The organism is Prochlorococcus marinus XMU1412 (genome assembly GCF_017696315.1).
GTDB lineage: Bacteria > Cyanobacteriota > Cyanobacteriia > PCC-6307 > Cyanobiaceae > Prochlorococcus_A > Prochlorococcus_A marinus_AF.
Genome location: NZ_JAAORJ010000001.1, coordinates 321,567 through 347,861 on the forward strand (window position 1 = coordinate 321,567; position 26,295 = coordinate 347,861).

General features: G+C 29.0%; 45 protein-coding genes and 1 tRNA gene. 24 read left to right on the forward strand and 22 right to left on the reverse strand.

Annotation, left to right across the window (positions count from 1 at the left end; genetic code table 11):
* Positions 1–47 precede the first annotated feature (47 nt).
* Positions 48–296 carry a DUF3104 domain-containing protein gene (locus HA152_RS01775; protein WP_209132947.1) on the reverse strand — a complete coding sequence of 83 codons (249 nt, stop codon included), beginning with the start codon at positions 294–296 and terminating at the stop codon, positions 48–50.
* A 449-nt stretch (positions 297–745) separates the two neighbouring features.
* Positions 746–883, reverse strand: a complete 138-nt coding sequence (locus tag HA152_RS01780; protein WP_012007127.1) for a hypothetical protein — start codon at positions 881–883, stop codon at positions 746–748.
* Positions 884–1,247: 364 nt separating this feature from the next.
* Here HA152_RS01780 and HA152_RS01785 point away from each other — a divergent pair, with 364 nt between their 5' ends.
* Positions 1,248–1,682 (forward strand): NADH-quinone oxidoreductase, encoded by a 435-nt coding sequence (locus HA152_RS01785; RefSeq protein WP_209132949.1) that lies wholly within the window; start codon positions 1,248–1,250, stop codon positions 1,680–1,682.
* Here the strand turns inward: HA152_RS01785 and HA152_RS01790 are convergent.
* Positions 1,679–2,188: an alternative oxidase gene (locus tag HA152_RS01790; RefSeq protein ID WP_209133309.1), complete on the reverse strand. Its 510-nt coding sequence runs from the start codon at positions 2,186–2,188 to the stop codon at positions 1,679–1,681. The two genes, HA152_RS01785 and HA152_RS01790, sit on opposite strands and share 4 nt — an antisense overlap.
* A 154-nt stretch (positions 2,189–2,342) precedes the next feature.
* Here HA152_RS01790 and HA152_RS01795 point away from each other — a divergent pair, with 154 nt between their 5' ends.
* Positions 2,343–2,483, forward strand: a complete 141-nt coding sequence (locus HA152_RS01795; RefSeq protein ID WP_209132951.1) for a hypothetical protein — start codon at positions 2,343–2,345, stop codon at positions 2,481–2,483.
* 273 nt (positions 2,484–2,756) lie between these two features.
* Here the strand turns inward: HA152_RS01795 and HA152_RS01800 are convergent, their stop codons facing one another.
* Positions 2,757–3,065 (reverse strand): hypothetical protein, encoded by a 309-nt coding sequence (locus HA152_RS01800; protein ID WP_209132954.1) that lies wholly within the window; start codon positions 3,063–3,065, stop codon positions 2,757–2,759.
* A 300-nt stretch (positions 3,066–3,365) separates the two neighbouring features.
* Between HA152_RS01800 and HA152_RS01805 the strand changes: the two genes are divergently transcribed.
* Entirely contained in the window at positions 3,366–3,572 is a 207-nt protein-coding gene (locus HA152_RS01805) for a hypothetical protein (RefSeq protein ID WP_209132956.1), read from the forward strand.
* A gap of 90 nt (positions 3,573–3,662) precedes the next feature.
* Complete coding sequence (locus tag HA152_RS01810; RefSeq protein WP_209132958.1) at positions 3,663–3,953, forward strand: TIGR03894 family protein; 291 nt, start codon at positions 3,663–3,665, stop codon at positions 3,951–3,953.
* A gap of 11 nt (positions 3,954–3,964) precedes the next feature.
* Here the strand turns inward: HA152_RS01810 and HA152_RS01815 are convergent, their stop codons facing one another.
* Both HA152_RS01815 and HA152_RS01820 read right to left on the reverse strand, forming a co-directional pair.
* Positions 3,965–4,168: a hypothetical protein gene (locus HA152_RS01815; RefSeq protein ID WP_209132960.1), complete on the reverse strand. Its 204-nt coding sequence runs from the start codon at positions 4,166–4,168 to the stop codon at positions 3,965–3,967.
* Between the two features lie 117 nt (positions 4,169–4,285).
* Positions 4,286–5,815 carry a phytoene desaturase family protein gene (locus HA152_RS01820; protein WP_209132962.1) on the reverse strand — a complete coding sequence of 510 codons (1,530 nt, stop codon included), beginning with the start codon at positions 5,813–5,815 and terminating at the stop codon, positions 4,286–4,288.
* A 323-nt stretch (positions 5,816–6,138) separates the two neighbouring features.
* Between HA152_RS01820 and HA152_RS01825 the strand changes: the two genes are divergently transcribed.
* Positions 6,139–6,624 carry a hypothetical protein gene (locus HA152_RS01825; RefSeq protein WP_209132963.1) on the forward strand — a complete coding sequence of 162 codons (486 nt, stop codon included), beginning with the start codon at positions 6,139–6,141 and terminating at the stop codon, positions 6,622–6,624.
* Between the two features lies 1 nt (position 6,625).
* On the opposite strand, the gene HA152_RS01830 is transcribed toward HA152_RS01825, so the two are convergent.
* Positions 6,626–6,841, reverse strand: coding sequence for a Nif11-like leader peptide family natural product precursor (locus HA152_RS01830; RefSeq protein ID WP_025957575.1), 216 nt, complete (start codon positions 6,839–6,841; stop codon positions 6,626–6,628).
* 91 nt (positions 6,842–6,932) lie between these two features.
* On the opposite strand from HA152_RS01830, the gene HA152_RS01835 reads away from it, so the two are divergent.
* On the forward strand, positions 6,933–7,250 hold the full coding sequence (locus HA152_RS01835) for a hypothetical protein (protein WP_209132965.1): 318 nt from the start codon (positions 6,933–6,935) through the stop codon (positions 7,248–7,250).
* A gap of 6 nt (positions 7,251–7,256) precedes the next feature.
* Here HA152_RS01835 and HA152_RS01840 read toward each other — a convergent pair whose 3' ends face one another.
* Together HA152_RS01840 and HA152_RS01845 are read right to left on the reverse strand one after the other, a co-directional pair.
* Positions 7,257–7,649, reverse strand: a complete 393-nt coding sequence (locus HA152_RS01840) for a hypothetical protein (RefSeq protein WP_209132967.1) — start codon at positions 7,647–7,649, stop codon at positions 7,257–7,259.
* 4 nt (positions 7,650–7,653) lie between these two features.
* The gene (locus HA152_RS01845) at positions 7,654–7,920 is read right to left on the reverse strand and encodes a TatA/E family twin arginine-targeting protein translocase (RefSeq protein ID WP_209132969.1); all 267 of its coding nucleotides are present in this window, start codon (positions 7,918–7,920) and stop codon (positions 7,654–7,656) included.
* Positions 7,921–8,326: 406 nt separating this feature from the next.
* On the opposite strand from HA152_RS01845, the gene HA152_RS01850 reads away from it, so the two are divergent.
* The 3 genes from HA152_RS01850 to HA152_RS01860 all read left to right on the forward strand — a co-directional run bounded on the left by HA152_RS01850 (position 8,327) and on the right by HA152_RS01860 (position 9,670).
* Positions 8,327–8,566 (forward strand): non-structural protein (NS2)-like protein, encoded by a 240-nt coding sequence (locus tag HA152_RS01850; protein WP_209132971.1) that lies wholly within the window; start codon positions 8,327–8,329, stop codon positions 8,564–8,566.
* Between the two features lie 315 nt (positions 8,567–8,881).
* Positions 8,882–9,331 carry a peroxiredoxin gene (locus HA152_RS01855; RefSeq protein WP_012007141.1) on the forward strand — a complete coding sequence of 150 codons (450 nt, stop codon included), beginning with the start codon at positions 8,882–8,884 and terminating at the stop codon, positions 9,329–9,331.
* Between the two features lie 66 nt (positions 9,332–9,397).
* A complete protein-coding gene (locus HA152_RS01860) occupies positions 9,398–9,670 on the forward strand; it encodes a small RNA NsiR4-regulated ssr1528 family protein (RefSeq protein WP_002808213.1) in 273 nt (90 codons plus the stop codon).
* A 99-nt stretch (positions 9,671–9,769) separates the two neighbouring features.
* Here the strand turns inward: HA152_RS01860 and HA152_RS01865 are convergent, their stop codons facing one another.
* Positions 9,770–10,114 carry a hypothetical protein gene (locus HA152_RS01865; RefSeq protein ID WP_209132973.1) on the reverse strand — a complete coding sequence of 115 codons (345 nt, stop codon included), beginning with the start codon at positions 10,112–10,114 and terminating at the stop codon, positions 9,770–9,772.
* Between the two features lie 229 nt (positions 10,115–10,343).
* Positions 10,344–10,694 carry a hypothetical protein gene (locus tag HA152_RS01870; RefSeq protein WP_245211175.1) on the reverse strand — a complete coding sequence of 117 codons (351 nt, stop codon included), beginning with the start codon at positions 10,692–10,694 and terminating at the stop codon, positions 10,344–10,346.
* A 90-nt stretch (positions 10,695–10,784) separates the two neighbouring features.
* Between HA152_RS01870 and arfB the strand changes: the two genes are divergently transcribed.
* On the forward strand, positions 10,785–11,213 hold the full coding sequence (gene arfB / locus HA152_RS01875) for an alternative ribosome rescue aminoacyl-tRNA hydrolase ArfB (RefSeq protein WP_209132976.1): 429 nt from the start codon (positions 10,785–10,787) through the stop codon (positions 11,211–11,213).
* A gap of 72 nt (positions 11,214–11,285) precedes the next feature.
* The gene (locus HA152_RS01880) at positions 11,286–11,534 is read left to right on the forward strand and encodes a DUF1651 domain-containing protein (protein ID WP_002805475.1); all 249 of its coding nucleotides are present in this window, start codon (positions 11,286–11,288) and stop codon (positions 11,532–11,534) included.
* A 255-nt stretch (positions 11,535–11,789) separates the two neighbouring features.
* Here the strand turns inward: HA152_RS01880 and HA152_RS01885 are convergent, their stop codons facing one another.
* Both HA152_RS01885 and HA152_RS01890 read right to left on the reverse strand, forming a co-directional pair.
* Positions 11,790–12,650, reverse strand: coding sequence for a CPBP family intramembrane glutamic endopeptidase (locus HA152_RS01885; RefSeq protein ID WP_209132978.1), 861 nt, complete (start codon positions 12,648–12,650; stop codon positions 11,790–11,792).
* Positions 12,651–12,667: 17 nt separating this feature from the next.
* Positions 12,668–12,865 (reverse strand): hypothetical protein, encoded by a 198-nt coding sequence (locus tag HA152_RS01890; RefSeq protein WP_025891421.1) that lies wholly within the window; start codon positions 12,863–12,865, stop codon positions 12,668–12,670.
* A gap of 377 nt (positions 12,866–13,242) precedes the next feature.
* Between HA152_RS01890 and HA152_RS01895 the strand changes: the two genes are divergently transcribed.
* The 3 genes from HA152_RS01895 to pip all read left to right on the forward strand — a co-directional run bounded on the left by HA152_RS01895 (position 13,243) and on the right by pip (position 15,029).
* Positions 13,243–13,383, forward strand: a complete 141-nt coding sequence (locus tag HA152_RS01895; protein WP_209132980.1) for a hypothetical protein — start codon at positions 13,243–13,245, stop codon at positions 13,381–13,383.
* A 2-nt stretch (positions 13,384–13,385) separates the two neighbouring features.
* On the forward strand, positions 13,386–13,568 hold the full coding sequence (locus HA152_RS01900; RefSeq protein WP_209132982.1) for a hypothetical protein: 183 nt from the start codon (positions 13,386–13,388) through the stop codon (positions 13,566–13,568).
* 510 nt (positions 13,569–14,078) lie between these two features.
* Positions 14,079–15,029 carry a prolyl aminopeptidase gene (gene pip / locus HA152_RS01905; RefSeq protein ID WP_209132984.1) on the forward strand — a complete coding sequence of 317 codons (951 nt, stop codon included), beginning with the start codon at positions 14,079–14,081 and terminating at the stop codon, positions 15,027–15,029.
* A 23-nt stretch (positions 15,030–15,052) separates the two neighbouring features.
* On the opposite strand, the gene HA152_RS01910 is transcribed toward pip, so the two are convergent.
* On the reverse strand, positions 15,053–15,226 hold the full coding sequence (locus HA152_RS01910; protein ID WP_209132986.1) for a hypothetical protein: 174 nt from the start codon (positions 15,224–15,226) through the stop codon (positions 15,053–15,055).
* 127 nt (positions 15,227–15,353) lie between these two features.
* Positions 15,354–16,850, reverse strand: coding sequence for an FAD-binding domain-containing protein (locus HA152_RS01915; RefSeq protein WP_209132988.1), 1,497 nt, complete (start codon positions 16,848–16,850; stop codon positions 15,354–15,356).
* A gap of 87 nt (positions 16,851–16,937) precedes the next feature.
* Here HA152_RS01915 and HA152_RS01920 point away from each other — a divergent pair, with 87 nt between their 5' ends.
* Together HA152_RS01920 and thiD are read left to right on the forward strand one after the other, a co-directional pair.
* Positions 16,938–17,561 carry a TenA family protein gene (locus HA152_RS01920; RefSeq protein WP_025891424.1) on the forward strand — a complete coding sequence of 208 codons (624 nt, stop codon included), beginning with the start codon at positions 16,938–16,940 and terminating at the stop codon, positions 17,559–17,561.
* Between the two features lie 49 nt (positions 17,562–17,610).
* Positions 17,611–18,390, forward strand: coding sequence for a bifunctional hydroxymethylpyrimidine kinase/phosphomethylpyrimidine kinase (gene thiD, locus HA152_RS01925; RefSeq protein ID WP_209132990.1), 780 nt, complete (start codon positions 17,611–17,613; stop codon positions 18,388–18,390).
* A gap of 18 nt (positions 18,391–18,408) precedes the next feature.
* On the opposite strand, the gene HA152_RS01930 is transcribed toward thiD, so the two are convergent.
* Entirely contained in the window at positions 18,409–18,594 is a 186-nt protein-coding gene (locus HA152_RS01930; RefSeq protein ID WP_032515599.1) for a hypothetical protein, read from the reverse strand.
* Positions 18,595–18,776: 182 nt separating this feature from the next.
* On the opposite strand from HA152_RS01930, the gene HA152_RS01935 reads away from it, so the two are divergent.
* The 3 genes from HA152_RS01935 to HA152_RS01945 all read left to right on the forward strand — a co-directional run bounded on the left by HA152_RS01935 (position 18,777) and on the right by HA152_RS01945 (position 19,917).
* The gene (locus tag HA152_RS01935) at positions 18,777–18,920 is read left to right on the forward strand and encodes a hypothetical protein (protein WP_179852286.1); all 144 of its coding nucleotides are present in this window, start codon (positions 18,777–18,779) and stop codon (positions 18,918–18,920) included.
* A gap of 81 nt (positions 18,921–19,001) precedes the next feature.
* Complete coding sequence (locus HA152_RS01940; protein WP_209132992.1) at positions 19,002–19,469, forward strand: cupin domain-containing protein; 468 nt, start codon at positions 19,002–19,004, stop codon at positions 19,467–19,469.
* Positions 19,470–19,539: 70 nt separating this feature from the next.
* Positions 19,540–19,917, forward strand: coding sequence for a phosphoenolpyruvate carboxykinase (locus HA152_RS01945; protein WP_209132994.1), 378 nt, complete (start codon positions 19,540–19,542; stop codon positions 19,915–19,917).
* 36 nt (positions 19,918–19,953) lie between these two features.
* Here HA152_RS01945 and HA152_RS01950 read toward each other — a convergent pair whose 3' ends face one another.
* The gene (locus HA152_RS01950) at positions 19,954–20,136 is read right to left on the reverse strand and encodes a hypothetical protein (protein ID WP_209132996.1); all 183 of its coding nucleotides are present in this window, start codon (positions 20,134–20,136) and stop codon (positions 19,954–19,956) included.
* A 200-nt stretch (positions 20,137–20,336) separates the two neighbouring features.
* Here HA152_RS01950 and HA152_RS01955 point away from each other — a divergent pair, with 200 nt between their 5' ends.
* The 4 genes from HA152_RS01955 to HA152_RS01970 all read left to right on the forward strand — a co-directional run bounded on the left by HA152_RS01955 (position 20,337) and on the right by HA152_RS01970 (position 22,220).
* Positions 20,337–20,630 (forward strand): hypothetical protein, encoded by a 294-nt coding sequence (locus HA152_RS01955; RefSeq protein WP_209132998.1) that lies wholly within the window; start codon positions 20,337–20,339, stop codon positions 20,628–20,630.
* Positions 20,631–20,760: 130 nt separating this feature from the next.
* Positions 20,761–21,108, forward strand: a complete 348-nt coding sequence (locus HA152_RS01960) for a hypothetical protein (RefSeq protein WP_011862406.1) — start codon at positions 20,761–20,763, stop codon at positions 21,106–21,108.
* 44 nt (positions 21,109–21,152) lie between these two features.
* Entirely contained in the window at positions 21,153–21,437 is a 285-nt protein-coding gene (locus HA152_RS01965) for a DUF3764 family protein (protein ID WP_011862407.1), read from the forward strand.
* A gap of 480 nt (positions 21,438–21,917) precedes the next feature.
* Positions 21,918–22,220, forward strand: coding sequence for a hypothetical protein (locus HA152_RS01970; protein WP_025887483.1), 303 nt, complete (start codon positions 21,918–21,920; stop codon positions 22,218–22,220).
* On the opposite strand, the gene HA152_RS01975 is transcribed toward HA152_RS01970, so the two are convergent.
* From HA152_RS01975 to HA152_RS01990, 4 genes are all read right to left on the reverse strand, one after another.
* Positions 22,217–22,402, reverse strand: a complete 186-nt coding sequence (locus tag HA152_RS01975) for a hypothetical protein (RefSeq protein ID WP_025880500.1) — start codon at positions 22,400–22,402, stop codon at positions 22,217–22,219. The two genes, HA152_RS01970 and HA152_RS01975, sit on opposite strands and share 4 nt — an antisense overlap.
* A gap of 27 nt (positions 22,403–22,429) precedes the next feature.
* Positions 22,430–22,567, reverse strand: coding sequence for a hypothetical protein (locus HA152_RS01980; RefSeq protein WP_011862410.1), 138 nt, complete (start codon positions 22,565–22,567; stop codon positions 22,430–22,432).
* 225 nt (positions 22,568–22,792) lie between these two features.
* The gene (locus tag HA152_RS01985) at positions 22,793–22,984 is read right to left on the reverse strand and encodes a hypothetical protein (RefSeq protein ID WP_025887487.1); all 192 of its coding nucleotides are present in this window, start codon (positions 22,982–22,984) and stop codon (positions 22,793–22,795) included.
* 88 nt (positions 22,985–23,072) lie between these two features.
* Positions 23,073–23,144, reverse strand: a tRNA-Thr gene (locus HA152_RS01990).
* A 222-nt stretch (positions 23,145–23,366) separates the two neighbouring features.
* On the opposite strand from HA152_RS01990, the gene HA152_RS01995 reads away from it, so the two are divergent.
* Positions 23,367–23,933, forward strand: a complete 567-nt coding sequence (locus HA152_RS01995; RefSeq protein ID WP_209133001.1) for a hypothetical protein — start codon at positions 23,367–23,369, stop codon at positions 23,931–23,933.
* A gap of 44 nt (positions 23,934–23,977) precedes the next feature.
* On the opposite strand, the gene HA152_RS02000 is transcribed toward HA152_RS01995, so the two are convergent.
* Positions 23,978–26,185: a DUF6891 domain-containing protein gene (locus HA152_RS02000; protein WP_209133003.1), complete on the reverse strand. Its 2,208-nt coding sequence runs from the start codon at positions 26,183–26,185 to the stop codon at positions 23,978–23,980.
* Positions 26,186–26,295 lie beyond the last annotated feature (110 nt).

Consider the following 26,295-nt stretch of genomic DNA (forward strand, 5'->3'; position numbering starts at 1 on the left):
TTCCCCTTTTGTTTCTATAATACTGAAGGAAGTTTGTTTGATTAAGATTACCTTCCAGAAGGTTTCAAAATTTTTTCTACAATATCGGCATTGATTATAGTGATCTCTCCATTGTCAATATTGGCAACTTGAAACAAGGTCCATGAATTTGGATTTCTAGCTCCTCCAATACAGTCGATAACTTGACCGACCCAATAATTTTCATCCTTTTCCTTTGTATCTTCGCAATTTTCTTTTTTAATTGCGACATAATCACCAGGCCTAACGAAAAGAAACTCAGGAGTTGCTGAGCTCACAATAAATAACTAATAGTATATACGTACTATAGTAAGTTGTTGGTTTTGTTGCTGAAATTTGAATTATTTAGCAAACTAGGGGTAATTCAAAAATAAAATGGAATCAACTGAAATTGCTATATTTTCAACGTTATTGGGGTTAATCCTAGCTTTAACTGACGCTTATATAGAAAGAAATATTCCTGGGTAATATTTCCAATTGATTTTTTAAATTAAATAAGATTTAAGCTGGTCTAATATGTCGGCACGGTTGGAAACTAATTTTGTAAAAACTAAATATATCAACCCTCCCATTGCGAGCCTTCCGTTAATTTTTTCTAACTGCTTTAGTTTTCTCAAAAATTACCCTTGCTGTTAAATAAAATTTAAAGGGTATAGAAAATAAAAAAGTATTGATTACTTCAAAATTAAAAAATTTATAGAAATATTATTTCAAACACGAATTAAATTTAAAGCCAAGCTTCTTTCATCTCAAGATAAAGTCTCTCGCTCTCAGCAGAATTGATTTTGCTGTCTGAATAGGATTGTTGCTGTTGCTGTTGCTGCTGCTGAGTTGAGTTAGTATTAGAATTTTGGACTTCGCTCATTAGAAGGGCTTTATAATTGTGTTTATTCTCTCATATTTAGAGCTTTTTTTGTCAACTTAAATTCTTAAATTTTTTTTAAATTTTCTACGTTTTTAATTTTCCTGTTTTGAGTGAATTTATTTCGCTACTGTAGTTTTGGTATAAAGGAATTTAACTTCCCAATATACAATTCCTAGGAAGATAGCACTTGCAATAATAATTTCCGAAATGGCTAGCATTTTATTCTTCAATACTAATTTAATTTTGGTATCAATTTACACGGAATGCAATAGGTACTAATTACATTTTAGATTTTAAAAAATCTTATTTAATAAAATAACGCGTCGAAATAATATAAAATTTTAAATTAGATACATATTTTTCCGTGGGAAATTTCATAAATTCAACAACTCTTATACCTTTAATACCTTTTGTAACCTCTTTATTTATTCTTATTTTATTGGCAAGTTTTAACAGAACACTTAATAGGTTAACAAAACCAGTTACTGCACTGGTTGCATTATCTTTATTAAGTTCTGCTTTTATAAGCTCATTTGATTATTTTAAGAAAATAGAAGAAGAATTGGTTTTATCTGAATTTCTCAAATTTTTTGAAGAAAAAAATTTAGTTATACATCTCAATTTAGTAAATGAAAAAATTATAATTTTTTTCTCATTGATAATGATATTAATTATTGGAATATCTTTTTATAAATTGCCTAGAAAAAAAGGTTATGTCTCATTAATGATTAGCCTAGGATTAATTTCTTCATCGGCGATGCTCTCAATATTGCTAATAGATTTCTCAGCACTGATCTAAACTGTTGTAAGCATTGACAAAGCTTGGTTAAGTTCTTGGACATGATTTAATTCATCTTGAGCAATTTCTTTTATTTTTTGATCATTTGGATTATCTATTAAATATTTGGAATAAGTTTCAAATGCATGTTCTTCGATTTTTATGTTGACATCATAAGCATTAGCTGGAGAGAGGAAATAATAAAAAACCATGATCCAGTAATAAACAAGCACAAGGTGTCTCGCAAAAAATCTATCGATCCAGAACCTATCACCTCCTCTTTTCTCCATTTCTTTAAGATGCTCAGTTTCGTTAATAGCTTGATAAAAATGTTCTTTCATTAAAATCATCGTTTTCTCATTTCTAATTCCTAGGGATTCTTTAAAATGAAGAACTGAAAGAAATGCAAAATAAGGTGATCTAGCTATAACTTCTAAAACCCAAAATCTTTGCAAAGATCTACCAGAGTATATTAAGTCTAATAAGTTAACTGTACTATTCAAAATCAAAGAATTTAATTTCTTCATAAATTTCATTTTCTTTAAGTATAATTACTCAGCCGCTATAGGGCTATAATATATTGAGGTAATTAACCAAAAATTAATATTTATAATCTAAAAGTTGTTACTAACATTGAAATATTTTTTTTTCATGCATTAATTGGGTAGATAAAAATTTTATATGACAACTACTGAAAAAATTGCAAATGCCAAAAAGAGGATTGATGAATTAGAAAGACTTATAAAATATTGGAATGATTCAGACCATGATGAGGCAAAAATAGTAAATTTTACAAGGAAAATTGAAAATAAAGTTGCTTAGATTGGGATTATTAAGGCTGATTAACTTTATCTACTTAAAGTGATTTAATATCTTTGAGGTTTCGAAGATTGTTTAATTTATAAATAGAGCAATTAAACCTATTCTCAAAAACAGTAAGGAAGAAATAATCTAAAAGAAAAATCTATATGAAAACCTTTTCAAAAAAATATTTGATGCCGATTAAATTTATACCATGGCTTTTTTGGGTATTTATATCTTTTATGAGTATATATTTGTGTAAGATAGCCTGGGTAAATTGAATAATTAATGCATCTAGCTTCTCCTTAGCCAACCAGGAGCACCGCCAAACCAATCCGATATATCATCTTCATTTGGGTTGAAATGATTTTCTTTATCTAGTCCATCTATCCCAAATGATTGTAAGAGATTATCAATCCCCCCATCATTTTTTGTACCATTCCTTCTATAGCTGTTAGCTTTTTTTAGCCAAAGAGAAATTGTCGAATTATGGTGCGCAAATTTCTCAACATATATCCTTTCTTCTAATGTAATTGATTTATCTTGAGCAATTCTTTTAATTATTCCTTGTATCTTTAGTCTTTTTGCATTACTAAGAAGCATTTTTGATCAATTCATTATTCTTTTTATAGGGAGGATTACTAAATAAATCTTGTCAATGTTAATTTCAACAAATTAACTATTTTAAGAGGTTTTTAAGCAAGAAAAATCTTAAGACACTAAAAAAAGGGATCAATAAGTTACTTATGATACTTTTATTCATTTATCCAGCTTATGATTTCTGCAAATTAGATAAAAAAAATCAATCCATTTTCAAAGGAACTTCAAAATTAAGATAAGTCGATAAAGTTGTTGCGTAATAGTAAATCTGTACTAGTATTAGTACAGATTTACTATTAAGATATGAAAGTGATTTCATCTTCTCCTTATGCCCCTTTTAATTCAAAAGAGTGGAATTCTCTAATAAGCAAAAATGTAAAGTTTGAAAATACTCCAATAAAGATTCAAAAAAAAATTTATAGAACTTTTACTCTAAAAAAGATTGAAAAAGATAAACTTTTACAAGAGAAGAATGAACTGCATCAACAAATGCAACTTGTATTCGGATAGAAAAATATTAACTAACAATCTTTTTATTGAATATTATTTTACGAGATCCGATTTTTTGTTAGATTAGTAGAAATACAAGAAGGATTTAATTTGGCTGTAGATCGAGAACTTTTAAAAGAAGTTACCCAAGAACTTTGGAATACCGTAAAAAAACTAAGACCTGAAATAGATCGGCAAACTCGACTTCAATTAGTTTTAAAGGCCTTATTAACTATTGGAGATTTACCAGATCAAATGCAAGCTGCCATGGTAGTAGGTGTTTGCGCAGAAATGGATAAAAGTGATGTTGAAAATGTTGAAACTAATTCACAAACTAAAGATTCAAGCGGAGTTGATACTTCTACAGGCAGAAAAGTAGTTAGAAGAAGTTCAGCTAAATAAACCTTAAACGATCATTCTTTAATTTTCTTTGATTCGTTTTTATTAAGTCTATTGAATAAGTAATATGAAATTACAATTAAGAGAGGAACGAATATTGAGTGTAAAGTCATCATTAATTCTGTTTGACCCATTCCTATAAGATTTGACTCGCTTGGAAGTTGTTCTGACCAAGTGCCAACTAAATGCCAGGCTTGAGGAATTGATAAGAAAAACATATAAGAGCTATAAGTTAAGTTTATGTTCAGATAAAGATTATCATTATTGAACGTTTTTGCTTTCTTTATTCTTATTTCTTAACTAAGTATTTGCAGAGTTATAAAAAAGAACTTGATTCATAAATTTATTTTCTTAAGAAGAGTTTTAAATTCTTTTTTACCAATAATTTTTTCAGCTGCATACGCACCACTTGCTGAAACAGCAGGAATTCCAATACCTGGAAATGTACTTGCACCGCAAGTAAACAAATTTTTCACTGGAGTTTTGCAGCCTGGGAAAAGACCTGTTGCTGCAGATAATGCAGGGCCGTAACTACCGCAATAGGTATTGGTGAATTTTTTATGAGTGATTGGGGTTCCTAGCATCTTTAAATCAATCCTTTCATCTATGTCAGGGATGAATTTTCGCACTGCATTAAGGAATATTGAACATCTTTCTTCTTTCAAATTTCTATAGATTAATTCCTTTGGGTTTAGGTTTTCCCAAATTTCCCAAGGTTCATTTGCGGGAGTATATCCATGAAGAACATGTTTTCCTTTAGGGGCCATATTTTTATCTAAAACAGATGGGATTGAAAAAACAGCTATATTTCTTTCTGCGGTTATACCTTTTCCCCACTCATCAACATGTATCGCATGTATTGGCAAATCTTCAAGGCCATCAGCATCAAAACCTAGATGTATATGAAGGAAAGAATCACATTTATTAGGGTTCAAAACTTTTGTATTCCATTTTTTTGAAATTTCATTTGGAATTAACTTCTTTAAATTCCAAACATCAGTATTAGTGACAACAGATTCGCAACTATAACTAGAACCATTATTAAGAGTTACACCTGTCGCTAAATTTTTATTGAAGTTAATTGACTTTACTCTCGAAGAGAGAATTAATTCTCCTCCATTTTTTTTAAATCCATTAATTAAGGCTTTTACGATAGATTCACTACCTCCTTTAGGGTATTCAAGGTATGAATTTGGTTCAAACCATTCGTTAAATAAAGTAGCCATCGCAGCTGTATTTGTATCATGCATTGACATACCACTTATTAAAAAGCTTAATAAATCAACCCAATTTCTGAGAAAAGGATCTTCTAGATGATTATTTACTAAATTCCCAAAACCCTTATTAATTTTTGCTATTTGATTGATATTAGGTAAAAATCTTGAGGTTAAGTTTATTAGATCTAAGAAATTTATTGATTCGGGAGAAAATGAGAGTAAAGGTATCTCATTTATTACTTGGCTAAGAGGTTTTATTTCGGAAATAAATGATTCCCATTCTTTAACAGAATTCTCACCCCTTAAAGTTTTAATTGTTTGTTTAAAAGGTTCTTCTCCCACATCAAGATTAAAATTGCCTTCAGGGACAATTACTTGCCAACCTTTGTATTGAAATAGCTCAACTTCTTCATCAATTAATTTAAGAATTTGCCCTAAGGGATTAGTTGTCGGCCATTTACCTATTCCACTCCACAATGAAGGACCTGATTCGAAAGTGTAACCTTTTCTTTTGAAACTATGAGCAACACCTCCTGGTTGGGAATGTGCTTCACATATAAGTACAGTTTTGCCTGATAAAGCCAGAATTGAACCGCAACATAATCCACCAATTCCACTTCCGACTATTACAACATCGTACTTTTTCATTAAATATTTGCTTTACTCTTCTTGTAAAACTAATGCGTTTTAGACAAATGTATTAGTAGAGGTTGTAATACTTAGAACAACGGCAAGGAAAAATATGTAAGGGACAGCTTTTAGAGGAATGTATCCTTGGCTTTTAGAAATGAAGTCCATTAATTTAGTTACTTTATGTAAATATATTAACGAGATCTTGTTCCTTATGTGTGCCAAAAAATTATTTTTTTAGAAATATATTGAAACAAAGAAATCTTTTTGAGGTGATCTTTTTGGTTTTGAACATTTTTTATGAAGTTATCTTAGTATTTAATTCTTAAGAAAAATCTATTATGAAAGACTTACCTGATATCAAGGAGATAAAAATATTAGAAAAAAATTCTCAAAAAAATGGAAGCGGAATAGCATATGAGGAATTGTTAGGAATATGGAAGTTTAAGTATGTATGGGGAAAGGAGTTAGATGGAATTAAGAATGTACCCAGTTCGATTCTACAAGTATTGTCTGCAAGACTCGAATTAAAAAGTAAAAATAAAGAGGATCAAATAAATTATGAAATAAAAAATTCAATTAATTTTGGATTATTAAACATTACCTTTTTAGGCAGCGCAGAATTAAAAGGGCTTAGACCTTTATTGGTTTTTTATTTTAAAGAATTGAAAATTAGTATTAGTAATTTTCCTATATTTAATAATGAATTAAAAAAACCTGAAGAAAAAAAAATGCCTTTTTTCTCACTTGTAGGAATTAGCACTAAAGATAATTGGTTATGTGCTCGAGGCAGGGGTGGAGGGCTTGCAATATGGGTTAGGTCTTAAATTAGTGGTATTCCCCTGGATGATCTACCTTCCTTACAGTAACTTTATCGACTTTTTGTCCATTAAATCTTAAGAGATCATCTCCTGAAAAGTCATATCCCAAGCGTTGACCTATTAGGGCTACATCATCCGCTGTAGAGGATGTAGTAACCTGCTTTTTTAAGTCTTCATCAGATTGCATCTTAATTAAAAATTTTCTTATTTCAGAAAAACTCATTACTAGAACTTGATTAATTGATGTTAAAAAAATTTATAAAATCTTTTTCTTAGTAAGAACAAGATAAATAGATAATCATTATACTATTTTTATGACTTACCTATTCCTCTACGTAGTTGGCATAATTTTAATATGGTGGACATATCGTGTTGGTTGGCTTGAGGCGCTCAAAACAGTAGTTAAAGTTATAGTTCCCTCAGCGCTTATTATTTTATTTAACATTAAAGCCGGAAGATTACTTTTTAAAAGTCCTTTAGTCGGTTTATTAAGCGCTTTGCCTACTTCAATTTTTATTTTTAGAGGTTCATTGCCTTTAGTTAGTTATATAAATAACTGGATTGAAAATAAAATAAATAATTATGATGATTCGGAAGTTATAGATACTGATTCCGTGCCTTTAGATGATTAATTTAATTTAATCAAATCCAAGAAATAATTCTTTGTGTACAACAAGAACATCAAATAGAGTTGTCCCATGAATAGGACTTAATGGAATCTTGTCTATATTCAATGCTTCTGCGCAAATTAAATGAGCATCCCATTTTGTATCGTGATCACTTATTTCAATTGACCACTCAATTACTTTTTGGAAATGATCTGGCATCTCCGAACCAATTTTTCTGCAAATTTGACATAGAACTGACAAAAGAGGAGGTTTTGATGGCCTTTTTAAATCTTTAATAAGACTAGGTTGTGTAAAAACACTTGTATAGCGGATGTAGTCTATTAATTCATATTCTTCTTTAGTAAGAGCTGCTTTATCTAATGCTCTTTCAAATTCTTCTACGGGGGTTATGGGCCTATCCAAGATATTAGTTGTTGCTGTTTTCTGAATCTATTTTTTCTTGATTAATTTCATTTTTTTGATTGCTTTCTATAGATTTAGGAGATTCATCTTTATCTTCTTCGTTCATAACTTGATCGATTTCATTTTGAAATTCATTCGACGCTTTTTTAAGACTTTTCAAAGTTTTACCAAGCTGTTTTCCTAATTCAGGAAGCTTTTTTGGACCAAAAATTAAAAGAGCTAAGATTAGTATTACAGTAACTTCAGGCAAACCTACACCAAAAATATTCATAACTGATAACTATTTAACTAATTAGGAAATCTACTATTAAATATAGTCAAATCATGTGAAAATTTCATTCTCGGAAAAGCTTTATTAATATTAAAAAATTTTGAAAAATATTATTGTTATTAATACTCCTTTAAAGAAAACTAACCAAAGTAATTGATAATCACTCAATTTAAATTTTTTTTGGTACCAATTTATAAGAGTTTTATGTTTATCTATTAATTTTCTCATTTTTACTGAGATTATTTATTACTATCACTTATTTTATCTTAATTTCATTTATTATTATTTTATAGAATTTCTTGATTAAACTCAAATTAGATTATGCTATCAAGATTAAATTTTTTCTAAACTAATTTTTTTCTAAATTATTGAAACTATTCGCTAAATATCTACTATCTTAAAAAAAATGAAGTACTTATTTGTTGTTTTTTACCTATTTTTTCTAATTTATCCAGCTGAAGCCGTTACCACAAAAATGTTTAAAGTATTGGATACGTGTGCAAGATATCGACTCGGTGAGATTAAAGCTAATGAGGCTATAGAAAAACTAAAATTAAAATTAACGAATTCTTCCACTAGTCAGCCAAAGGACCTAGTAAAAAAATATTGCTCAGTATTTACTCCAAATGAAAAAATTGAATTTTAATTTTAGCACTCTATATTTAATTATTCTTTTTTGAATAATCTTTAGCTTTGTTTCTTATTTCTTTAACTTTTTTAAAATTAGTTATTTTTAAATTAAAAATAACTCCCAAAAAAAGAATAAGAAATAAAAAAATATAAATTATTAATTCCATATTATTGAATTAATAAATTTACCATGGTTAAATTTACCCTAGTTTATTTCAATAATTTTTTAGTATCTTTTAAAACAAAAAAACTGACTTTAATATCAGTTATTTACCTCTAGGCCACAAAAAAAACATATTAACCTCTAATATGGAACTTTATAAGAATTATTGTGCAGATTGGGGATAAAATTCCAGAATTTTCTTTACTGGATCAAAATGGAGTTAAAAGATCAAATAAGGGTTTAAAAAATCCCCTTGTTTTGTTTTTTTATCCAAAAGATGATACGCCGGGTTGCACTATAGAAGTTTGCGGATTTAGAGATAAATATGACTTATTTAAAGTATTAGGTGCACAAGTTTGGGGAGTAAGTAATGGAAGTACCTCAAGTCATTTGGCATTTGCTAATAAAAATAAATTACAATATCCATTACTTTGTGATACGAATGACTCTCTTAGGAAAACTTTTAAAGTTCCTAAAGTATTAGGTTTTATGGATGGTAGGGTGACTTACGTTATTGATCGCAAAGGGACAGTTAGGCATATTTTTAGAGATTTATTGAATGGTCCTGAACACATTAAAGAGGCTATTAGAGTACTTAAGGAAATTCAAAATCAATAAATTATTATTCAAAGAATTTTAGATTAATAAGTTTTGTTTTATTATAGTTTCAGCTTTTTTAACTATATGAAGAAAATGGGAATGCAGGCTGTTGATCTTGCTATTCAAAATGGAGTGGATCTTGACGGTACTCCTATCCCTCAAAAAATGCTAGATCTATACAATAGAATTATGGATGAGGAGAATAAAAGACAAAGGAGTGGTGTTAAAAAATCAATGAGAAATAGATGCGTAAAAACGGGTTCTAAGCATTTTGATAAAGAAACATTGAATCAATTATTAATAGACTCGGGATGGGAAGGTCTCAAAGAAAAAGAAATTTTGTTTTTTTATAACTAAAAATTTTTAAATTATCTTAAAATTTATATATGGTAATTTTTACTTAAATTATAAAAACTAAGAAATAACAAAATATTTATTAAGATCTAATTTTTCGAATTATTTAAACCATCCTTTTTTGTTAGAGGATATTATTTTCTCTTTTTCAGCTTTTGTTTTATTACTTGCTTTTTTGAAAGCCAAGTTGGCTTCTATAACTGTAATTATTGATATGAAAAAAAGACCAGAAATCCCAATTATTTGTTCATTTTGAGAAGGTTCTGAATCACCTTGTAAAAAAATACCTAAAGCGAACCATGCAGTACTAGCAGTGATGGTAAAAAAATAGGGTTTCCATCTTCTTTGATATAAGTAACCCGATCCTAAACCAGGAAGAAAATTCAAAAAAGATGCTACCCACCCTTTTGAAGATGCAAGTATTTCGTCTCTTGAAGGATAAGACATTTATGTTAGGTATTTATTAAATGTGAATTTATATAAGCAAAAGATATTGCTGCACAAATTACCCAACTAAAGGGTAAGAACATTCTTATTTTTTCTTTATTGTTATTCATTTTTTAATTATGGAAAATATTTTTAAAATCTGTGGATTTAATAGATACCTTAAAACTAGAAGAATTAAAAAAGACGGTTTTTAACCGTCTTTGAAAAAAGTAATTTCTCTAAAAATAAATTATTTATCTTTTGAGGCTGAGAGCACTTTAAGTTGTTTTTTTACTTCTTTTTCTCTCTCTTCAAGATGTTTTAGTTGAGCTTTAAAAGCATCTTCAAGTCTTACTTTTTGTGTTGTAATTTCATCAAGCTCTTCCTGATGTTGGTTTTTCTTTAACTCCTTCATTTCACTATCGGAAATAACATATACAGGGCGATATGAAGGTGTTTCAAAAAGAAGATCAAACATTGAATACATAAGTGACCTTTGAATTAGTACCAATTCAATATCTGATAATTCTTTGGAATATGAAAGGATAAATACCGAAGATATTGATACGGCAAATACACCGAATTTCGGTTTACCTAACATAACCGCCCAGTATTTACCGATCGAATTTTAAGGTATGTTTTAAAGTATTAAGAAAATGCTTCTAAAAATTTAAATTAAAAAGAACTAAAAATGGATTTAAAAATTACTAAAACATTAGTAATCCCATCCAACGAAATTAAATGGCGATTTTCCAGATCCTCCGGTCCTGGAGGGCAAAATGTAAATAAAATTGAAAGCAGAGTAGAGATTATTTTTGATTTAGAAGATTCCAAAGTATTAAATAATTATCAGAAAGAAATTCTTAAAAGAAACTTGAAAAACAAATTAGTAAATAATAGCTTGCGTTTAGCGGTTCAAGAACACAGAAATCAAGTATTAAATAGGCAGCTAGCTTTAATGAAATTTAGTTCAATCATAAAAAATGCTTTAAATAAACCATTTAAATTAAGAAAATCTACACAACCTACTAAAGCATCACAAAAGAAAAGAGTTGAGGTTAAGAAAAAACGCGGCGAATTGAAAAAAAGTCGACAAAAAGAAAAAATTTATCAAATATGAATTAACTAAATAAATTTTTTCCTCGCAGATTGCAATCAAAGCATGTGATAAATTTAATTTTATTTTGATTTATTGAATTCAACTAATGATTTCTGGTTAATTGACTCTAATTTTGTAGGGGTGATGCGTTTCTACAAAGATAGAGATTATTCTGATAAATCTATTGATTATATGTTTATTGAAGAAGGAATTATTATGGGAATTCATGGAGAAAATCCTCCATTAATGAAAACTAGAAAAAAAATTGTTATTGAAGAAGCAAGATTATTATGGCAAAAATTGTTAAATGAAGGTTGGCAAAAAACTAATAAAAAATGGTGAGGAAATTCTACAAAAATTTTTTTTAATTTAAGAAAGTAAATGAACCTTTAGGGTATAGCTTGGAAATTTTTTCCTGTTGCAAATATTTCTTTTTTTTGACGTCGTTTTCATATCTTCTCAACATCATTAGATAGTTTGTAACTCCAAAAATTATTAAAAACACAATAAATCTTATTCCTGCATCAAAGTTCATATGAATATTAAGCTTTATTTTAATCTGACAATTACTAATCAAAAATCAATCGGTATTTATATCTAATTAATACGTCTAGTAAAAATCTTTTTTGATTGTACGGTATAAAAAATACATAATAAAAGTAATATCAAAATTGCACTAAAGCTTCCGATTGGGTTTGGAATATTTTGTGTAAAAGGCCCTGCTAAAAAAGAAGGTGTATTTTCTTTGAATTCTATTAATCCGTTATTTAATAAAAACCAAATACCCACTAGTCCTCCATGAATTCCTATGCAATTCCATAAAGAACCTTTATCTCTAATTTTTACTAATGATAGAAATATCCCAAGTAAAATAAATCCCAAACGTAATCCTACTATGTTCCAAAAGATCTCATTTGATAAATTATGAACGAAGCTAAATATTATAGCTTGTAAAGCTATTGATATTTTTGTGCCATATTCAAATTTTAATTCTTCTAGTAACCAGCCCCTAAATATTATTTCCTCTGCGAATCCAACACCTAATCCCAGTAGAATAGAATTTAAAAATATTATTGGCGAGAATTCACCTATCCAAGAAATATAATTTTTTTGCAATAGTGGTACCAGAATTAGCATTATTAAAACTAAAGCAAATAAAATACCTTGTGAAAAATTGAAAAAGTTTTTCAAGAATTTGTCTTTTGTTATCCCAAGAAGTATCCAAGCACTTGATTTGTTATGTTTGATATAAAACCAATATGGGAGTAAAAAGATAAAAAGTAAGAAAGTAATAATAGTACCAATTAATGATAAATTATCTTTTTCAAAATTAAACAATAAAAGTGGCTGAGATAAAGCCCAGCCAATGCCATAAAGAATAGGAATAAAAAATATAGTGGATAAAAATCTTGGTCTTAAAAGAAAAAAACTTCTAATTAGTATCATTAAATTTTTCATTTTACTTTGAATATTAATTAACCCCAGCCTTTGCCTTTTATTATTCTAACTACTTGTTCAAAAAGTTTTAGCTTTTTCTTTTTACTATAATTTATGTTTTTTGAAAGATTAGATAAATCTTTATAAAATTGCCGAGTTATTTTATCTTCTTTATCACTAGGCCATAGTAAGTCTGAGCCCTCTTCATATTCTTCTTTATATCTTTCTTTATTCAAATTTTTTTTATATCGTAATAATTTAAATTTTACTTATTGCAAATGCTTAAAAGTGATGTTTATTAAATTTGTGTATTTATTTAAAATTTATGCTGATTAATCTTTCAACTTTAGTTTTTACATTATTATCTCCATTGCTTATTTTTGCAGTAATAGTATCGGTTTACTTATTTCATTAGGAAGTATTTAAAAATAAACTTAATTAATTTAAGGGTGTATTATGCCTACTTTTTCTAATGCAAATGATAAAACTGCAATTACAGCCATTAGTGTTAAGATCTTGTTCTTTTTAATGAAATCCATAATGCATATTAATAATCTTTTTATTAAATTCTTATATAAAATAATAAATAATTATAATCATTATAACAATTACAATGGAACCCATTTATTTAGGAGATTTAGTTCCCTCAATAGCTTCTTATAAAAAGATAATTGAAAAATTTGATAAAGGTATAAAAGAAGGGGAATTTTATGAAGAACCTATTGGAGGAGATTTTAATTACCCTGATTGGTAAATATGCTTACTACAAAAATAACTTTTGCCTTGGCAGATTGGATTAGAGAGTGGCGTAAGTGCCGGGATAATAATCCTTCTATTGATGAGTGTGTAAAATTTGTTCAGTGGAAATTAGAAGATTATAAACTTTCTGATAGTGATAAAAGAATAATTGAATCTATTTTGCTCTATGAATCTGAATAAATAAGGGATTATAGACTTTAATTTTTATTTTTATCTATAAAAAACAAAGGATCATTAAAATCCTCTTACAAATTAAGAAAAAAGTAAATCAGCATATTTACGGATTTACTGAAAATATAAAAAGGAGTAATTTATAAATGTTGAGTTCGGAGGCAATCTAAATGATTGATAGTCCGCCTGAAATTTAGCAAATTCCAAAATATAGGAAGCGTATTCCTGAGAATGGGATTATTCGAAAATTAAAGTTCAATCAATTAGTCTGATAAGACTTCGCTTTATAATTACTAGCGACAATAGGGACTGAAATTATCGAGAGAAATCCCCGAATTCACGTATTCTAGGTTTATGAGTAAATAGACTTTAAAATATGTAATTTTATATCCTGTAAGAAGGAAATCAAATATTAAAAAGGACTGTACAAGCAGTCCTTTTTTTGTTTAACAAATTTCTTCTAAATTAGACTTCTTTTTGGATAATATGGATTAATAAAGTGATTAAAAATATTTCAAAATGAAAGATCAAGTCTTGTTTCCAAAAATTGCAGTACGTGAAAAGGGTTTTTTACAAGTAAGTGATATTCATACTATTTATTGGGAAAGATCTGGTAATCCAAATGGCAAAAAAATTCTTGTTATTCATGGAGGTCCAGGAGGAGGAAGTCAACCAAGATATAGAAGATACTTTGACCCAGATAAATTTGATATTATTCAATTTGACCAAAGAGGTTGCGGTTCTTCAACTCCCTTCTCCGAATTAAAAGAAAATACGACCAATCATTTAGTTGATGATATTGAGAAATTAAGGATTCTTTTAAAAATAGATACTTGGCATTTGTTTGGTGGATCTTGGGGCTCAACACTTTCACTTATATATGCGATTAAAAATCCCTCAAGAGTTATCAGCTTAACTTTGCGAGGAATATTTTTATGTAGAAAGTTTGAATTATTGTGGTTCTATCAATATGGTGCAAGTGAGATATTCCCAGATGAATTTGAAGAATATATTTCTGTAATACCAAAAGAAGAAAGAAATGATTTAATAAGTTCTTTTTATAAATATCTAACATCATCAGATGCAAATCTTAGATCAAAAGCAGCAGCAGCTTGGACAAAATGGGAACTCTCTACAAGTCATTTAATAAATAAAAAATTTGATTTTGATAAGTCTGAAGTTAATTCTTTTTCTGATGCCTTTGCAAGGATCGAATGTCATTATTTTATTAATAATATTTTCTTAGAAGATGATTTTATTTTGAAAAATATAAAAATAATAGAATCGATTCCTACAAAAATAATTCAGGGGAGGTATGACGTTGTATGTCCTGTTAGGAGTGCTTGGGATCTAAATAAGAAATTAAAGAATTCTGAATTAATTATTGTTAATGATGCTGGTCATTCAATGAGTGAAAAAGGTATAAGTATCGAATTAATAAAAGCTGTAAAAGGAATTGAAAATCTCTAATAAAGTGAATATGCTTTTAAAAATTAAAGGCCATTATCTTCAATATTTTGTGCAATACTCCTAAGAAGTTCGACTATATCAGAATCTTCGCATTTAGTATCTTCTTTGAGCAAAATGCACTCGTCTCTGATACTTACATTAGTACTCCACCATATACCTGAACTATTGGTATCGTCCCATTCAAATCTTTTAGACATAATTAATAAAATCTAATAAATACATTAAAGGTTGCATTAGTTCATCGTGGGTTTATATATTTAATTTCAAAATTTAAAAAACTTTCCTAGGAGCTAAAAGTAATCTGGAAATTTCTGACAATAAAATTTAGAAATCTAATTTCAGTTCGTATTGTTTTTCCTTTTCCCTAGAAACAATTTTTTTATTAATTATGTTTTTTCTAAGCCTTTTTCTAGAGCCATGCTTTAAATAAATTTCTTTTGAGATATCCCAATATCCATCCTTTTTAGTGATTTCCTGAATTTTCTTCTTTGCAGTTTTAGTACTATTTGGGATGTCAATTATTGGTCTTATGTAATTAATTTGTTCATATTCTTCTTGATTAAATCTAGATAATAGCCATGGTTCATGAATGAAATTAAGTGATATATCCTTTAATTCTGGTATCCATTTTTTTATAAATTTACCTTGAGGATCATGATCTTTTCCCTGCTTAATAGGATTATAAATTCTAGTGGTATTTATAGACGTAGTTCCAGATTGCATTTGGCATTGGTTCCAATGTATTCCAGGCTCATAATCTACAAATTTATTTGCTAATTCAGAACCTGAATCTTGCCATGGTAGCCATAAATTATAGCTAGCAAAAGACATTAACATCGCTCGCATCCTAAAGTTAATCCATCCATTGAAATTTAATGAACGCATACATGCATCTATAAAAGGAAAGCCCGTATTGCCTGAACTCCATGAATAAAGTAATTCATTATTTTTTTCTCTAATATTTTTAAAAAAAGGATGGTATTCCCTAAACTCTAGTTCTGGTTCACTTTCAAGTTTCTGAATAAAATGACAATGCCAAGTTAATCTGCTTTTTAACATCCTGGAATTATTGTTTTTTGATATATTTGCCTCTTTAAAAATTTCTTTTAATGAAATACATCCCCAACAAATATATGGGGATAGTCTTGTACAACTATCAAATGATTTTTCTGGGCTAGATATATCTTTTGAATAAGAATCTAATTTATTACTAAAGAAGTATTGCATTCTCTCTAAACCTTTCTTTCTTCCACCTTGCATTCTTCCTGGACAAATTCCTTTTTTAAAGGTAAAAATTTCGTCTGAGGGTATTTCTCCAATATTAAAGTTAATAGAATTAATTTTTAATGGAGCTTTGAGTAAGTTTTTTTCGGAATTTTCTTGCCATTTTTTAGACCAATTATTCCTATCTAAATTTCCTCTAAAAACTGAAAATTGTAGAAATTCCTTCCAAATAATATTTTTGCTTAAAGCCCATTCTCTTACTTTTTGATCTCTTTTATAAGTAAGCCAATCTCCGGTTTCTTGATGGCTATATATACCTTTGATTTTAAATTTTGAACTAATTTCATCAAAAATATTAATAACATTTCCAGTCCTAATAATTAATGGTTGTCCAATCTCAGTAAGTGCATTTCTTAAATCTATTAAACTTTCTTTGCAAAATTGCCATTGTCTATCTGAATGAGTATTTTGGCTCCAAATATCTAACTCAATAATATAAATAGGTAAAATATCATTATTTTTTATAGCCTCACAGAGAGCCTCGTTATCAAAAATTCTTAAATCTTTCTTAAACCATAAAATATTTATTTCTTTCATAATTTTTTCTTTTAATCCTAGAAAAATAAGATTAAGTTTGTAGGTAAAAAATTTAAAAAATTTTAGAATAACTAAAAAATCAAAAAAATGAAAATAACAAAAAAACTTTGGGAGGATAATTATGAGATTGCTTTACTAAGTTTAAATACAAAATTTGTTCAAGGTTTAAAGAATGGAAGTCTACCTAAAAATATATTTCAAGAATATTTAGCTCAAGATTATTTCTTTTTAGAGACTTTTGCTAAGGCTTATGGTCTTGCTGTTTCCAAATCAAAAGATAAGTACTCAATAAGGAAGTTAAGTGAACTGTTAATGGGCGTTTCAGAGGAGTTAATACTTCATGAAACGTATGCAAAAGAATGGGACATTGATTTGTCTAATAACTATATAAAAAAAGCCACTAAAAATTATACAGATTTTCTTGATGATACTTCCAAAAGACTTAGCTCCGTTGAAATAATGTTTGCAATGACTCCATGTATGCGACTTTATTCTTGGATAGGAAAAAGTTTGTATGAGGGGGATTTTGACACTAAATATAAAGAATGGATAATTACTTATTCTGATGAGAGCTTTGAAAAGCTAGCAGATTCACTTGAAATTCTTATTGAGACTAATAAAGAAAAATATGATATTAATCAGGCTAAATATTTATACAGGAGAGCTATGGAATTGGAGTTAGATTTTTTTAATGCATATTCAGATTTCTGATTTAAATTAAAATTTACTTATAGTACTTTCAAAGTCGAATTAATAAATCATGTATTCTAAAATTGCACTTTCAATAGGCGGTAGTGACTCCGGGGGTGGAGCAGGCATCCAGGCTGACTTAAGAACTTTCATGGCCCTTAAAGTGCATGGATGTTCTGTTATTACATGTATTACAGCACAAAATAGTATAGAGGTTACATGCGTTCAACCAGTAGAGAAGAATACTTTATTAAATCAGTTAGATACTTTATTTGCTGATTTTGGTATTGATGCTTTAAAAACTGGAATGTTATTAAATGAAAGGATAATTAATGATACTGCTTCAAAATTAAATACATATAAAATAACCAAAATTATTGACCCAGTAATGGTTACAAGAACTGGTTCTAAATTACTGGAAGATTCTGCTATTAATGCTTATAAAAAACTCTTATTACCAATTGCTGATTTGGTAACTCCAAATATTTATGAAGCAAATCTACTTTCTGATTTAGAAATAAGGAGTAAAGAAGATATCGAAAATTCAGCAAGAAAAATTATTAGTCTTGGAGCTAAAGCGGTACTTATAAAAGGTGGCGGTTTAAAAGATATGAAAGGGAAGGATTTTTTCCTTGACTTAAATGGTAGAAAAGAGTGGCTATTTAATAATTTTATAAATACAAAAAATACTCACGGTAGCGGCTGTACTTTGAGTGCTGCTATTTGTGGTTACAAGGCTTTAGGTTTTGATCTATTAGATTCTATACAAAAAGCGAAATTATTTGTTGAGAAATCTTTAGACAATTCTTATCAAATAGGCTCTGGCCCTGGTCCCTTAGGCCATCATTAATTATTTATAGAAGTCGAGTTAGAACCACCATTTTCTGTAGGGCTTTTTTAAAAATAAGATTTCTTCAGTCTCCCATCCTCCCTCCAACCACTCAAGATGCTCAAGTAATAAAGACTCACTTTCCCTTTTGCTTAATTGCCCAATTCTATTAGCAATACCATCGAACCTTACTTTCATCAATTCCTCAATCTTGATGTTATTCATAGGTTAAATAATAAATTTTTTCTACTCTTACTTGTATACATTTTCTTGTCAACGATTTAATTTTATTTGTTTACTAGCAGTTCTTAAATATGTATTAAATACAACTTTTTAAAATAGATAGTAATTAAGACTTATTCACATAGATTTAATTAAAGACTAACTTATATGAAAATACTTTAACTATGAATAAAGAAGAAACAGCAAAGCAAAAAACTATTTTAAATGTAGGCTATTGTGAAACGACCTCTGAATGGCTCAATAGAATCATTACTGAACTGGCAGATGAAAATAAAAATTTTGTAGATTTGTCAGTTATTTGTGCTTAATTTTTTAGAAAATATAGATTATTTTGATTTTATTTCAGTTAGCTTCTAAGTATAAGGGAAATTTAAAAGATATTTTGTGATGTGAATCCTAATAAAAAAAACATAGAAATAATTAAACAATTCAATTTATCTCCTCATCCTGAGGGTGGATGGTTTAGAGAGATAGTAAGGAGTGAAAATTCTCTAATAAGGGAAGATGGCCAAAGTAGAAACTTTATTACGGGAATTTATTATCTTTTGGAGAGAGATGCAAAAAGTGCTTGGCACAGAGTAAAAAATGCTGATGAAATTTGGATTTATCTAAGGGGCGACCCTCTGAATTTATGGTGCCTAGATAATGATAATAAGTTAATAAGAAATTTAATTTTAGATTCCAATAATCCAGTAGAAATGATCCCATCTGGATGTTGGCAAGCTGCAAAAAGTACAGGCGAATTTACTTTAGTGAGTTGTTGTGTTGGCCCCGGCTTTGATTTTAAGGATTTTGAATTACTCAGAAATACAAATCATACTTCTAGATTGGATAAAGCAATTAATGATCTTATTTGAGTTATTTTTTTGTTTATATTTTTGAAATTATCCTCTAGATTTATAAGGCTACTCAATTAATCTATATTTAATGAATCAAAATTCTGTCAAAACAATTGGTATTAATGATGAACCAAGAAAAGATTCATGCTTAGTATATGTAAATCAGGCTGATGGCTTAAAAGGCATCCTTGATAGGGATTTTAATGAATGGTCGAATTTTGATAGTTGGGAAAGTATTTCAGTTCAGCAATGGATTTTTTCTAGAGCTTTAGAGGTTTTCAGAGGTAAGAAAATTGATATTAAATGCGACTGTTGTGAAAATAATACTTTAATCCCAAATGATTTTGAGAGTATTAAAAAAGAAAAATGTTTTGGTAAAAAAAGTGCTTATATGATTGAAAAAGTTGTAGATGAAATTGTATTAGCTAAGGCGAGAAGAGAAAGTGATGGAACATATTCTGCGTAAGATTCATAAATATATATGGAGTGAAAAATCTTATACTTACCAGTGAAAATTATCAGAAGAACCAATCGTTAAATTTCTAGTGGACATCTTATGGAACTTAAAGTGTACCGAATCACTGAACTCCTTTTCATCTGAGTAATTAACAAGATCCACTGGGTCGATGTTTTCATCGAACCATTCATCATATTCAATATGGTTTGGTTCAGCAAAATAACTCATATCCAATTAATAGCTTTCAAAAAACATATAAACGGTACAAGCGATACCAAATTAATATTCTTAATTTTTAGATAATCCATATTTTTAACTTTTTCATAAAGATTAGTTGCTAGAAAGATAGGAGAAATATCTATAAATTAATGTCTCTAGATACAACCATGGTTTCTATCCATCCCCACTTCACAATCAAGGATGGGAAGATGGACCAGTGCATAGCTCTTTTAGAAGAAATTTTGGTACTGACAAAAGCTAATGAACCTGACTGTCTTTTTTTTAATATCACTACTTGCGGTTCAAATAAGGCTTATGTAAGAGAGGCATATAAAGATGGTGCCGCCGCTTTATTTCATCTCAAAAATATGGGACATATAATTCCCAAGCTTTTTGAAGTGTCAGATATTACTGTGCAGGTCCAAGGCCCTGCCAAGGAGATTGAACCCTTGAAGGAAATACTGCCAGACGCTGATTTCTATGAAGCAATATCTGGATTCTGATTTAGATTGTATATATTGACAGTCGATCGCTAGGGGCTTTTAGCCCCCTTTTTATTTAGGAATTCAAAATAAATTAATCTTCCCTTTACTTATATCAAGTAACTTTATTATCAGCTCAAATATTATTTTTATGGCATCAACTTTTTATATTGTTCATCATGAATTTAAGGCAGGAAAAGCTGAAAAATGGTGGGATACAGCTTATGCGGCAATGTCACCAGGTGGTGGATGGGATGATGCGGTAGCAGCTAATAAAGAAAAAGGATTTTTTAACCATTCTGCAAATGCCGTAACTAAAACTGGTCCTGTATATTGTTTTTGGGAAGTAAAAGAGGGTATTTCAGCTGAGGAGTTTCAGGAGTTTATAGACGGTCCCTCTGGACCAGGTTTCGGACAAGATGCTCTGATGAATATCTGTAAACCAATTGACATATCATTAATGAATGGACAAACACCTTATCCACCAGTTTTTTCTTGATTATTGACAGTTGATCTAAAATAAGAAGCAATTAGCTTTTTGTTATGACTATTGAAACTACTGTTTTCACCTTTAAACTTTCAAATACATTTGAGGAGTGGGTAAAAATGTTTGATAGTCCAGAGATAGATGAATTTCATAAAACGGTAGGACTTACTCCTCTATATCGTGGCAAAAGTTTAATTGATCCAAAAGAAGTTATTGTTATTCATCAAGCTGAAGAAGGTGTGGCTAAGCATGTTTTTTCAGATCCTGAAACCATTAAGAATATAGAATCTGGAGGACATATTTATAGCACAACGAAAATCACAAGTTGGGTTTCTGATTAGTCGAAAAAGTAACTATGCAAATTTATATAAGTTTAATGCGGAACAGGAATCCCATATAAGATCTTTAAAAACTAAATTAGGATATAGCTGAGTTTAAGGATAAGAGTATTAACTAATTAGTTCGACTAAATTATTAATAAGAATCTGAGTGCAAGCGGTAACCACAAGCATAGAAGAAGCATTAGTAAAAGAGTAATAGCATGGATATTTGGAATGTAATGCTCTTTTAAAATTTGTGTTTTCATAATTTATCTCGCCTTCTTAAGTTTGATTTCTCTTCTGATAAGCAACGCTATTACCACAACACACATGTTCATTAGAAATACGTCTAATGGCATTTTCTAAAAAAGTCTCTATTTAATTAATAGCAAGATTATTGATCTACGAATCAAGAGATGATTACAAATGTTTATTGGCTTAATAAAAAGGAATTTAAAAATTAAATTTATGCTTAAATATCTCAGTTCACATAACTATTAAATGGCTTATTCAGAAACAAGAATAGTAATAGGCGGTCTAGCTCATGTACCTGTTCTTATTTTTATAGCCAATTTTATTAAAGGTAAGTTTGGGATTAAAACTGAAGAGACAAAAGATACTGTAGTCAAAGGAGAGCCAGTTAAAATTATTGAGGTAAAAGATACTGTAGTTAAAGAAGGAAAAGCAGAAGCTATAAAAGAAATCTCTAGTAAGCTAGACAGTATCGAAAAGAAGGCTGATAAGCTTTATGAAAAGGTAAAGAAGAAAAAAAAGGATAAGAAGAAGAAAAAAAAGAATAACTAGATTGAGATCCTATCAAGCATTAATATGTCTTGAGCTTGTATTGTATCTCTCTTATCTTCATCTTCGGGGTCTTTATAAGATTCAATTTCAGCTTGAATTTTTCTCTTGTAAACTCCTTTGATATAGTCCATTTCTCTTTTGTCTTTGTCCAGAATTGAGAATGGTGATCTTTTTAAGTTCATAACTTTCTCCTAAAAAAATAAATTTAATCAGCTCCAGTTTTTATCAGATTCAACAAAGCTATCTAATGTTTGCTGGTTCCTGATTTCTTCTTCAAGAAGTTCTTCTTCTGATCTTTCTTCAATCTCAGATTTATAATCTTCTTTTAGTGTGGATTTCGTAGACATTTGCTCATGAAGACTACATCTATGTTCTAACTAGTTAGAGAGGCTATTCGACTAATAAATTTGTACGGTTTGAGGTACTCCCATATACGGATAAAGGATCAACAATTTAATTTAAATATGGATAAAATGTATGAAATTTTGATCAATTTTTGCCTTTAAGAATCATCAATAAAGGTAGACCAACAAGCATCAAACTCTCATCAATTAATAAAAAAGTATTCAGGTTCATTTATCCATTCCTTCTGGGGTATCCCAATTTAGAAAAATCCCTTTTTTAATTGGTTGTCTTTTCATATCATCCATCTCTTTTCTGATTTTGTTGTAGTAGGCCAACTCCTCTGGATCATCAGAACCAAGACCATAATTCATGATTGCTGCAATATATATTTTGTGCATCCGGTATGACGATAGTGGTATAACTACAGGCAAATTTTTTTAAATATATTTGAATTCTAGTTAAAATGCTGATTTACGAGATCTCAGTTATATTAATCAATTTCTCAAGTGCCCTCGTCGGGACTTGAACCCGAGACCTCTCCCTTACCAAGGGAGTGCTCTACCGCTGAGCTACAAGGGCAATTTTAAAGTGGGCCGGGTTGGACCGTTCATGATTGCCTGCAGCACAATGATTCTGAAGTGTGCAGAATAAATTTAGACGGCCTATCTGTAACTGTCAAATTATTTCCAGGGAGTGCTGTAGTAGTGGTTTAGTCCATTTATTTTCATAAAAACTTTTTAAAGGGACATTTAAAGAACTTTCTGCTAATTTTCTATTAAAATCAGGCTTCTATTCATTCAGATGTCCAAGGAATATCCTCTTTTATTTCCTGAATTGGTTAAACAGTTCAACTCGATAGATCAGTTAAATGACGAAGATAGTAATTTGATTGAAGATGAATGGGATGAGGAGGGCATAAATTATAAAATTATTGAATATGAGGCAGAGGGTAGTTTTTATAATGACTTCAGAGTTTTATGTTATAAAAATAAGTACTATAGATGTTCATTCGATGATCATGTAATAGAAGGCTATATGTCTAAGGAACTGTATGAAAAATTCTATGACGTTTACTTTAATGAAGAATGGATAGTTGCAGGAGAATGGATAGAGATTGATAAGGAATTAAATGATGATGAGGTGCCGGAAGGTAATTATTTCTTTTCGATCCCATCTATTGTGCAACTTCTAGATGGTGGAAAGAAGATCGACAATAGATGTATTAATGAAGATTATGAGATTGATACTGATTGGTTAATTGATACTGATGAAAAGGATTTTAAAAATATAATTTATGGCGTTTATGGATTTGGAAAAGAAGTTTTATTCAATGATGAATTTGTAATTAAACATAGATATATAGGCTAATAAATAATAAATTTTGACTAACTACTTTTGCAGATAATGACCCCCTAATAATCTGAATAAACATGGAGGTCGCCAAGTTTTAAAATATCATAATTTTCAAAGTAAGAGCATTCAAAATCATTTTCAAAAACATATGAGTTTATATTCGCTTCTTTATTAATGTAATTATCATCTACTTTTATACAAATAATACAATTTGAACTTTGAAAATATCTTCCACCATTATCATCACTAAAACTACTTTCATCTACACCAGGAGCTATCATTATAAATTGCCTATCAGAACTTAATTTAATAACTCCTTCATTAGGATCTATACCTTTTTCTTTTTTTAAAAATTCTTCAAAATTATATGGGGACAAAAAATATTCATCATCAGGAACATCATTTTGTTTTTCAAATGATTTTAATTCGTTCACTATTTTTTTATCAGCAATACGTAAAACCTTCTCAAAATCTCCAATAAGATATTTTCCTCTAGGTAGTTTGCCAATTTTCCATTCAGCCGGGAATTCGTAGTCAGGTATTTCAAACCCACTATTTTTTTTATTTTTTAAAGCTTTAGTATGTTCTATAAAAAAGTCTTCCACTAGAGCAATATCATCACTATTCTTATTGGTTGAATTATATCCATATGATTTAATATTTTCATATCTTGGAAGAATATCTTTTTCAATTTTTCCAAGTAATTCTTCGCCTTTAAGTTTTTTATAATTAGAAAAATCTGTTTTAAATTCGGGGAAGTCTTTTGTTAATTGTCTTCCTTTTGGATATTCATATTTGCATGATCTTTCCCAACACTTTTTAAAAATTTTCAAAATCATATTTATATCAAGTTCCGACTTAAATTCTTGATAGTTTTTATAAGGACAACTTGAACTATTACCTATATAAAATAACCATGTTTCATCATCTCCTTCTAATGGGTCATCAACAGCTTCATGGTATCTAGTTTCTAAATAATCCAGTATTCCCTCTTCAGTACTAACCCAATCAAATAAAGCAGGAAATTCTTCTTCTAAAAAAGTTTCATCTAGTCCATGAGCATCAGGATCAGAATCATCTAGAAAAATTGTGATTGCTGAATATGTTGCAGATGAAATCTTTTTTTCATGAAAATATGTACAAACTTCATTTGAATAACAATACAAATGTATAAAGAAAGCGTTAACGGAAACTGGTTTCATTTTTGTAAATTTTTCTTTAATAGAACCATTAAATACTTTCAGCATTATTTCGTAGTTGAGATCATCTAAAAATTCTGTCAAATCTCTATATTTCAGCGATTCCCCAATTTTGAATCTTTTCTTGATCACTTCCCAAACTTCAATTTCCCCTTCTAAGGGGGTTAGACCTCCTTTTATTTGATTTTTAAATGAATCAACAGATGATATATCATCAAAAAATTCTTCTTTTTCTTCAAGTAGTTCCTTACTTTTAAGACCTTCAGCAACTATTGTGAAGCATTGAAGCGTGGCTTCATTAATTTTTTTGTTCAAATAAAGAATTTTTATAATCCTAGTGACCTCTTCTGAGTTAGGAATTTGTTGGATAGGTTTATTTTCAGAAAGTTCTAAATAATTATCTAACCAATCTGCATAAAAATCCCAATCAGGCATAATATCAATCTGATCTTCTTCATTTTCCAAATAGATTGAATATCTAAGTATGTCTTTCCAATCGAATGTATTTCTTTTTAAAACATCCCATACAGACTCATCATCATTAAAAATTAAACCAATATTAAGACATTTGTTAAAAAGATTTGGAGCGGTATAGAAACCTAAATTCTTCATCTTCTCTTTAATAGCATCTTCATCAGGTACATGAATTCCCAAAATCAAATCAAATGGGTCTTCATGATTTTGTAAGTCTTTGTCCAAGACAATTATTATATAAGAATCAGGATCTTCGTCCCATACAATTTCAAACCCTTCAGATTTCAAAAATGTGTAGACTTCTTTTCCAATAATTCTTGTTTCATCAAGTGATGGATTTTCTTTACCTAAACCAAAACCCAGACACATTGCTTTTTCTTTATGTGCCCTCTCTTCTTCTGCTTGAGTGAATACTACAAATTTTTTATCTTTACCGTATTCTCTTGCATCTTGAATAGCATCACGCCACATCTCCCAAGCTCCGCAATCTATGTAAAAGTTTTTTTCTTTTTCTAGCTTTGAGAGAGATTTTTGAAGTTCCACAATATTTAGAGCAACATTCACACTCAATTTTTTATCTATTCCTAAAGGCATTTATAAGGATCTAATTGAACTAGATTTTATATCTTTATTTAAAAAAAACATATTTACCTAAAAATTCTTGAAAACTAGTATTTACTTTATTACCTATAAAAATAATTTTG